The following is an 8,504-nucleotide window of genomic DNA, read 5'->3' as shown; positions in this document are numbered from 1 at the left end:
TCGAGCAGCCAACCTTCCCAACAGACAAGTACAGCCGCCTGGTAGAGTACAAGATTGATCCGAAGAAGATGACGGTACAGCAGGTATGGGAATACGGTAAAGATGAGCTGGGCTACAAGGGCTACTCACCGGTGACTTCCATCACCAAGTATCAGGCTGATAAAGACTCCATGCTGGGCTACTTTGCATCTGCCGGTTTGTTCGGTGTGGGCGGTGGCTACGGTAACCTGAAGATGGACGAAACCACAGGTAAGGTTAAGTCCATTCTGACCGAACACAAGTATGGAGAGAAAGAGCCTTCTGTTTACATCGAAATCGATGGTCACAAGATGTTCGCGACGGGATACCGCGCTCAGACTATCAATGTAAACGAGATGATGAAGTAACCTGATTTGTGTCGATTGACTCCGGGAAAAAGGGGTCAATCAAATCTGTTCAATGAGTATTTGATTAAGCACGATATTTTTACTGTAACGGCTTCATCACTATAACAATAATTCAGTCCTGTGAGGCTCAGAGAACCGAACCATTGCTCCCGTTCGCTGCCTTTGAGCCTTGCAGTCTGAAGTTTACTACTCCTCTACTTTGTGGCTCCCTGTGAGCCACTTTTTTTTGTGTTTTCCATCCAGCTAACGGTTCCCCTGAACTGGTTGTGTCAGGCTTCAGAGATTGATTGCTGAATAGTGCTATCTGACTGATATGGATATACCTTTTGTTGGTTTTAAACACGCAAAACGACAGTTGGAACTGCTGTCGCTGGACAGCTTTTATCAGCGGGGGCTGGATTATTCGCCGCGCCCTGACACGTTACACCGGGTTGGTTTTCATTGTCTTTTTCGCAGCCGGGCTCCCGGCACCCATAGAATCGATTTCGCATTGCATCCCTACCAAGCCGGAGACCTCGTCTATATCGCCCCCGGGCAGGTGCACGCCTACGACTTTTCAACTCCCATGTCCGGGGATCTTTTGTTGATGACAGAGGAGTATTATCGGCGGCTCAGAGTGTTCCTTCCTCTGGATTGCCTTAAGTTGTTGCGCCAACACCCTGTCACCAAACTTGACACTAAGGAGACTGAAATCATTGGTCAGTTGATGTCGCTGATTTTGAGTCAACAGCAATATGATTCACCCGAGCTCAACCGGCAGTTGACCAGTGCCAATCTGCTGCTGAGTCTGACTCAGGGGCGGCAGGCGGGAGAGATGGAACCTGCGCTGGAACTCCAGTACCAGCAATTGCTGGGATTGGTGCAGTCTCATTTGGCCGATACCCGCAATGCTATTGATTACTGCAGGTTAATGGCGATGGGATTTACCAAACTGAATGGCATATGTGTGAAGGTAAGTGGTTACACACTAAAGCGAGTCATTGACAATCAGGTGGTGTTGGAAGCCAAGCGTTTATTGGCAACCGAGCCGATGAATATCAATCAGTTGTCTGATCGACTTGGGTTCGACGAAACCACGAATTTCAGCAAGTATTTTAAAAAGCACACCGGCTGCACCCCCAGGCAATTCCGGGACCGTTGGCGACAGGATTTACCATTATCAAACAAGCTTTAACCTGCTGCGTTGTCAGGGCTTTTTCTACTATGGACCTGTGTTAACCCCCCACGGATACCAATACGATGAAAAAGTTCATATTTACCCTGACCCTCTGCGCAGCGGCCTGCAACTCAGCCGCGTTTGCTTCAACTCTGGTGACACCTGAACGCGCGACGCAAATGCTGAACAAGCACGAACAGCATTTTGACAAGCGTATTGTTCAGGTTGCCCCCAATGTTTATACGGCCATCGGATATCACGGTGCGACCACTTCGATGATTGTCGGGGATGATGGCGTCATCATGATCGACAGCCTAATGGGCCCGACAAGTGCCAGCAATGCGCTGAAAGACTTCCGTCAGTATTCTGATAAACCCGTCAAAGCGATCATCTATACCCACAGTCATGGTGACCACACCGGCGGCGCCAAAGCCTATGCCGGGGCGTCAGATGTCAAAGTGATTGGTCCGGCCAATATGGGTCATCATCACGGCACGGATAAGGTGCTGGACCAAATCCAGAAAAAGCGGGAGGTTCGTCAGTTTGGTCGCAAGCTGCCACCCCATGAGCAGAGCAACCGCGGCGTGGCGCCCGCTGTAACCATTGACCACGATCGTGGCACAGGTTTTATCAAGCCAACCATAGAAGTTAAAGGCGACTACAAAACCCGTATTGCCGGCATAGACATTGAGATCTATGCCGCTGCCGGTGAGACCAACGACGCCATGTTTATCTGGCTGCCAAACCAGAAGGTGCTGTTCAGCGGTGATAACTTTTATCAGGCGTTCCCCAATCTGTATGCGATCCGCGGCACCCCATACCGTGATGTGCGCACCTGGTCCAGATCGGTAGCCAGGATGGCAGGTTTCGAGCCGATGGCTTTGGTGGGAGGTCACACTACACCTATTCTTGGCCAGCAAAAAGCGACGGCGGCGCTGAAGGATTACAGCGAAGCGATTCAATCTGTGTTTGACCAAACTGTGGCAGGTATGAACAAGGGGTTGGATCCTGTGACCATAGCCCAGAGTGTCGAGTTGCCAGCTCACCTGCGGGATAAACCTTATCTAACTGAGTTTTACGGTACGGTTGGGCATGCATCAAGGGCTATTTTTGCCGGCATGTTCGGTTGGTTTGACGGTAACCCAACCAATTTGAACCCAATGTCCAATGCTGATACCGCCAGGCAGTTTGCGCGATTGGCGGGGGGGACTGCCAAGCTACAGGCTAATTTGGAAAAAGCAATGAAGGCTGAGGACTACCAGTGGGCTTTGGTACTGACTGATCACCTGAGTTACCTGGATGGTGTGGATCAGTACAAAAATCGTGACATTAAGATTAAAGCGCTACGTGGTATGGCGGTTCGCGATTACAACGCACCAAATCGCAACTACTACTTCACTTACGCCAATGAACTTGAAGCGTTGCAAAAAGCAGTGAAGTAATCAATTAGCCCCCGTTGAAGGGGGCTTTTCTATTGGAAAAGCCAAATGAAAATCAAAGGAATGTTATCTGCAGCATTGTTGTTTACCACTGTGCTGGGTCAGGTATGGGCAGCGAGTGCGGAGCAGGAAATTCACCAATTGCTGAATACCTACGCTCGCTCAGTCAATGAATTTAATACTCAGCCCCAGCTGGCCCAACAGATTTGGAATACCGGTGACGAGACAGTCTTTATTCATCCCAAAGGCACTGAATATGGCTGGCAACAGATCCATAGTAACTTCTATGAAAAAACCATGGGTAAGGTGTTTTCAAAACGGGAGTTAACGATCAATGACGATGTCACTATTGATATTCACGGCAATACCGCGATTGTGACTTTCAGCTGGTTATTCAAGGCGACAGTCGCCAAAGATGATAGGCAGATTGAAAACCGGGGAAGAGAAACTCAGGTGCTGATCAACCAGGATGATGGCTGGAAGATTCAACACCTGCACTACTCCGGTATGCCAGCTGGGTAGTGAATGTTTACTGTGTTTAGTGGTAGTCGTTAGGTTTTTGGGGCTCTTAACCGGACTGATATCCTGTTGAGCCCTGCACAGCTGTGAGTCATCTTGTGATGATGCTGGTATTATGCGCCTGCGCTGATTTGCTCAATAATTGTGGCCACTTCAGGTCGATCATATTTTGCTTCGACATGGTGTTTGAATGAGTTGTACAGAAAATCAATCAGGTAGTTGGTTTCTTGACTGCCATAACGGCTCTTGCTGATATAGAGACGGTAATGGCACTGGATGGCGTCGATTTCATCCGGTGCTTTAAGGACTGCCAAGCCGGTGAGATCAGTGGGTAAGGTCACTGCAGAGGTATAGGTAATGGCATTGCTTTGGCTCAACGCATTAAAAATACTGCTGACATATCCAATTCGCCCAACCAGGTTCGCCGAAAGACCATTTTCTTTGAGGATTCTCTCAATGAGCGAATTACCATTGTTATTCCAGCCTGCTAGGTCATTGAGCAGCACTGGATACATGCTGAGATCTTCCAGTGAGACCTGCTTGTTAGCTGCAAGCGGATGGCCTTCTCTCACCACGCAGACACGGTAACAGGGGACGACTTCCAGTTCATAAATTCCCTTGGCTCCATTTTGCATGATATGTAAACCAAAGTGAACCGTGCCTTTGTCGAGATCCTGCATGGCATTCATATACCAGGGGCGGGCACACAAGCTGACTTTAGGCATGGCTTTTTGTAGCTCCCCGAACAAAGGGCCAAACCAGCTACAGGCTGTGTCATCGGTGAGCAGTATCAGTTCCCTTTCTATTTCTGTGGGTTCGAAGACATTGCCATGGATCAGTTCTTCTTCAATACGGCCAATCAGATCCCGGGCAAAATGGCCTATTTGCAGGCAACGTTCGGTGGGCTTCAATCCTGAACCGGTTCTGAGGAACATCTCATCACCGAATATGCTTCTCAGTCGCTTAAGGTGATAGCTGATAGTCGACTGGCTCATCCTTAAGTCATTGGAGGCGGCGCAGGCATTACCATGTTTGATTAGACTGACAATTAATTGCAGGTGGGCAACGGATAAGTCTTTCAGGTTTTCATGGTTATTCAAGTTTTGGTCTCTGAGGCTATATCACTCTACTTGGGGGGATACTACCGGAGTATAGGCCCTTTAGATGTTGCGCCGGCAAACATATACAGGGCCCTTTACAGTTATTTAGATATGAAATTTAGCGTTGAAAAATCACAAATTGTGATCAGAAGTGGTAACCGGCTTCCAGCATGACTTCTCCGCCACCGTTGAGCGCGCCGCCCCAGCTTTGCCTGTGCTTGTAGAGGGTGCCCAGTGTCCAGTGCTCGTTGAATCGGTAATCCAATCCCAATACCGCCTGGTGACCATAGCTGTCATAGTTAAAGGTCTGCCTGTGCTCGTCGCTGCGATTGAACTGTGATTCATAATAGAACTTGGCAAACCAATGAGGGGTGATTGGATAACCCAGCATGACGGTCACCGCGCCGCCGGTGAGTGCGTGAAATGAAGCTCCGGTGGGCGAGAAACTGCCATAACCATAGTGCAGGCCAACACCGACTGTGCCTTTCAATTTGCCAACCAACACATCATATGACGCCCCCAGATACAGGTTTTGTTCCGTGCAGGCTTCATTGGCATTGGTGAAGGATTGAACCCAGAGATTAAATGGGCTGGAGCCCAGGTTGTAATCCAGCTTTAACCACACTTTCGTGGTGGCACCTGCATCTTTATCCTGTTGGTTTTTGGCGGTATCCAGTGGATTTTCCAATCTGAGCCAACCTGTGACAGAGCCCCAGTCAGCGACTGTGGTATTGGCCAGCACCAGGTAGGGTTGATCATACAGATTGGGGTTTTTGTCTTCGGCGTTGAGCAGATATTCATAGCCGACTAAAACTGTGTTTTGTTGCGCGATGACTTCCGCGTGAGCCTGGGCTGAGGAAAGGCCAAGTATCACCATCATCAGCGTGATAGCGTTTACAGAGGTTTTCATTGGATGCTCCCAATAAAATGGGCCCTGACGGGCCCATTGGATAATCGTTACTTACCAAACAGGCTGGTAGGTTCTACGATGATTGCCCGGTAGTGTGTGGAGTTGGGCTTGTCAGACAGCACGTCGATTTCGACTTTGACTTTCTTGTCGTCATAACCGATTTCGTTGATCTTACCTATGGTGCGTTCGCCTGGAGAATAAAGGTGGATTGAGCCACCAAAACCGAACATGGTGTCGCGGTCCGGACGGTATTCAACGTTTGAGGTGATTGGGCTGTACCACTCATAGCCACGCTCTTTACCGTATTCCCAGGTTTGTTCAACCGTCATCTTGTTTTCGTCAATCTTGTACTCAACAAAACGGGTGTACTTGTCGGTTGGCAGCGCGGGCTGCTCGTGGCCGCGGCCGTCACCGTTATCCAGTACGGTCAGGCGGCCGTTCGCTGGGTTCAACCAGGCGGTATGCTGGGTGTAAACGAAGTCGAAGTCGCCTTCACAAACGCCTTTCTCAGTACACTTGATAGGCTTGCCTTTGCTGTCGACGGGTTTCAGCAGCTTCTTGGACAGCTCTTCATTCCAACCTTCAGATGGTGCCAGAATCCACTTCACTTTTTTGTCGCGGGTCACCTTGGCAACGCCCTGGTGGCGGAAAGACAGGATGATGGAATCATCTTTTGGATCGTATTCGATAGAGTTCACGTGTGCCCAGTTACGGCCCGCGACGACACCCGGCAGATCGCCGTAGGGTGCATCGATCTTCATTTCACCGGTTTGCCCTTGCTGCTCAATATCCACGTTCACGCACACGGCACCCATATCCAGTGCTTCCAGCAACGCATCGCGGTAAGGATCCAAAATTTGAGACAGATTCCAAACATCTACCAGGTTGCCATGGGTATCGATCTGCAGAATGTGGTCACGTACTGTGTGAACGATGTCGCCCTGAGAGTTCTTGTAGTTGGCCTTTGCAGCGCGAACCAATGAGTCGCCGTTAGGCATGATGTTGTGCTCGTGGGAAGCATCGACATAGCCGCGTGGCAGACGACGGGATTCAAAGTTACCCAACAGATCGAAGGTGCCGTAACGCTGGCCCTGCACGAAGGTGATCTCGCCTTCACCGTTGTCGTGGAAGCCCATCAGATAGCCACGCTTTTCGACGTCCAGGGCGGTACCATCATAGACGGCGTCCTGATCCAGCCACCAACGGATTTCACCCTGAGTATCGACGACCAGCGTGATTGGAGCGTTTTCAAAAGGCAGCGAGCCCATTGCCGGAGAGGATTCAAAGATACCGGCGTCTTTGCTCTTTTGACCTGACCAGTGCAGATCTGAACCCTGCTGGTTGTAGGTGTGGGTGTTAACCATGTACAGACGGTCTTCGAAGCCTTTGGCCACTTTCTTCACCTGCACTTCAGGCAGCACAGTGATGTTACGGTTATCAACGTATTCATTGGTGATGGCACCGGTCAACACATTGTATTTTTCACTGTATTTTTTACCGTCCAGGGTGTACTTCACGGTAACCTGGTTGTTGTAATCCGCATACAGACCAAACAGCGGGATACCGTCATGAGTGTTCATGGTCTTTTGGCCAACAGGGTAGTCGATATCAACCCCTTTTTTGCCTTTACCGTGTACGGTAACCGTCACGTCAGTTGGGCGCTTGCTGCCTAAGTCCAAAATAGCGGTCAGGGGAGAGTTTCCATATGGATTAACCAGAATCGCTCCCAGATTACCGGCGGCTGGTGCAGGTTTAAAACCGGCTGCTTCGGCGTCGTTAATTAATGCTGGTTGGCAAAGTGCAGCAACAATAGATGCGGCTAAAATGTGACGTTTCATCATGACTCCAATCAAGTAATTAGTTCGCTAAAAATAATAAGTTCGATTAGTTGAATTAATTTGAGAATAAGGTCACAACCTGCCTTTTGATGGTATTTTTTGTAGCGTTAGTTTTATCCTTATTGGAATAATCTATATAAGTTAAAAAAAACCAAAATGGGGTATAGAAAATGCAAATATTCTAAATAATTGGTTCAGTATGCTGGCGTATCTCTCGCTCAGGCTGTGTTAGAGCTAGGCGTGTTGGGTGTTGCAGCTGTACCGGCAGTCTGCTGTAAGTGTCTATGGAAAGTCTGACTCTCATAGAATTTTAAAAGCTTAATAGCACTAATCGGTAAATTTGAATACGCATATGATTTTCGTGTTCAATTAAAATTGTAGAAATCTTATTCTTGTGTGGATATTGAATTGTGACCTTGGTCATAAAGGACGTGGCGTAAATATTAATAGAATGAACTACAGACTGATTAGAAGTGTGAGATAAACATGCGGAAACCAGTAATATTTATTTTATCGAGTTTGAATAAGTTCATTCTCTATAAGTTGTAAATCGATTTATCTAATTACATTTGACCTAAGTGGGAAATTTAGGTTTCCCACCAGTACCCGCAAGATATAAAACGGAGAGTTCATGAAAAAGTCATTGTTAGCCGCCGCTGCCTCGTTAATGTTTGTTTTCACTGCCCAGGCTGCAACCGAAGGGGTGGAGTATCAGGTTTTGCCTGAGTCCGCTCAGTTCAATGCCCCCAATCAGGTCGTGAAGATCTACTCGATTAACTGTCCATTCTGCTACAAGTACGAAAAAGCGGGCATTCCCAACGACAGCATTCTGCCTGCCGGCAGCACAATGGATCAGTATCACATCACTACCAAGCCGCCATTTGGTGCCGAAAAAACCACAGCACTGGCTATCGCCAAAGTCATCAAGGGTGACAAGGTATTCAAGCAGCTGAAAGACAAATACTACGATCAGTACCATGTGAAGAAAGTGAAGTTTAAAGATGCCAACTCCACCGTCGACTTCGCCCTGGATGTGCTGGGTATGAGCCGCGCTGAGTTTGATAAAAATGCCCAGAATGCTGACGTACAGGCGCTGATCACCAAGTGGGATCAGGGTGTTGAAGTGGCTAAGATCCAGGGTATTCCAGCGATTACA

Annotated in this window: 8 protein-coding genes; 5 read left to right on the top strand and 3 right to left on the bottom strand. The window is 48.6% G+C overall.

Annotation, left to right across the window (positions count from 1 at the left end; all coding sequences use genetic code 11):
* The 4 genes from ACRRUX_RS20410 to ACRRUX_RS20395 form a co-directional block, all read left to right on the top strand.
* The coding region (locus ACRRUX_RS20410) for an aryl-sulfate sulfotransferase (RefSeq protein WP_432534077.1) at window positions 1-386 on the top strand (386 nt) is incomplete at its 5' end.
* A 313-nt stretch (window positions 387-699) separates the two neighbouring features.
* Complete coding sequence (locus ACRRUX_RS20405; RefSeq protein ID WP_432534075.1) at window positions 700-1,560, top strand: helix-turn-helix domain-containing protein; 861 nt, start codon at window positions 700-702, stop codon at window positions 1,558-1,560.
* A gap of 65 nt (window positions 1,561-1,625) precedes the next feature.
* Window positions 1,626-2,984 (top strand): alkyl sulfatase dimerization domain-containing protein, encoded by a 1,359-nt coding sequence (locus ACRRUX_RS20400; protein ID WP_432534073.1) that lies wholly within the window; start codon window positions 1,626-1,628, stop codon window positions 2,982-2,984.
* Between the two features lie 45 nt (window positions 2,985-3,029).
* Complete coding sequence (locus ACRRUX_RS20395; protein ID WP_432534071.1) at window positions 3,030-3,503, top strand: YybH family protein; 474 nt, start codon at window positions 3,030-3,032, stop codon at window positions 3,501-3,503.
* 110 nt (window positions 3,504-3,613) lie between these two features.
* Here ACRRUX_RS20395 and ACRRUX_RS20390 read toward each other — a convergent pair whose 3' ends face one another.
* The 3 genes from ACRRUX_RS20390 to ACRRUX_RS20380 form a co-directional block, all read right to left on the bottom strand.
* Window positions 3,614-4,600 carry a LysR family transcriptional regulator gene (locus ACRRUX_RS20390; protein WP_432534069.1) on the bottom strand — a complete coding sequence of 329 codons (987 nt, stop codon included), beginning with the start codon at window positions 4,598-4,600 and terminating at the stop codon, window positions 3,614-3,616.
* Between the two features lie 145 nt (window positions 4,601-4,745).
* Window positions 4,746-5,510, bottom strand: coding sequence for an outer membrane protein OmpK (locus ACRRUX_RS20385; RefSeq protein WP_432534067.1), 765 nt, complete (start codon window positions 5,508-5,510; stop codon window positions 4,746-4,748).
* A gap of 47 nt (window positions 5,511-5,557) precedes the next feature.
* Entirely contained in the window at window positions 5,558-7,351 is a 1,794-nt protein-coding gene (locus ACRRUX_RS20380) for an aryl-sulfate sulfotransferase (protein ID WP_432534065.1), read from the bottom strand.
* A 628-nt stretch (window positions 7,352-7,979) separates the two neighbouring features.
* Between ACRRUX_RS20380 and ACRRUX_RS20375 the strand changes: the two genes are divergently transcribed.
* The coding region (locus ACRRUX_RS20375) for a thiol:disulfide interchange protein DsbA/DsbL (RefSeq protein WP_432534063.1) at window positions 7,980-8,504 on the top strand (525 nt) is incomplete at its 3' end.

Source organism: Shewanella sp. GXUN23E (assembly GCF_050865035.1).
Classification (GTDB): Bacteria; Pseudomonadota; Gammaproteobacteria; order Enterobacterales; family Shewanellaceae; genus Shewanella.
The sequence above is the reverse complement of the archived record's forward strand: the minus strand, read 5'-3'. Positions and strand labels throughout refer to the sequence as shown.

Coding starts and splice junctions, on each gene's coding strand:
- ACRRUX_RS20405 (WP_432534075.1), top strand. CDS start 700: ATGGATATACCTTTTGTTGGTTTTAAACACGCAAAACGACAGTTGGAA.
- ACRRUX_RS20400 (WP_432534073.1), top strand. CDS start 1,626: ATGAAAAAGTTCATATTTACCCTGACCCTCTGCGCAGCGGCCTGCAAC.
- ACRRUX_RS20395 (WP_432534071.1), top strand. CDS start 3,030: ATGAAAATCAAAGGAATGTTATCTGCAGCATTGTTGTTTACCACTGTG.
- ACRRUX_RS20385 (WP_432534067.1), bottom strand. CDS start 5,510: ATGAAAACCTCTGTAAACGCTATCACGCTGATGATGGTGATACTTGGC.
- ACRRUX_RS20380 (WP_432534065.1), bottom strand. CDS start 7,351: ATGATGAAACGTCACATTTTAGCCGCATCTATTGTTGCTGCACTTTGC.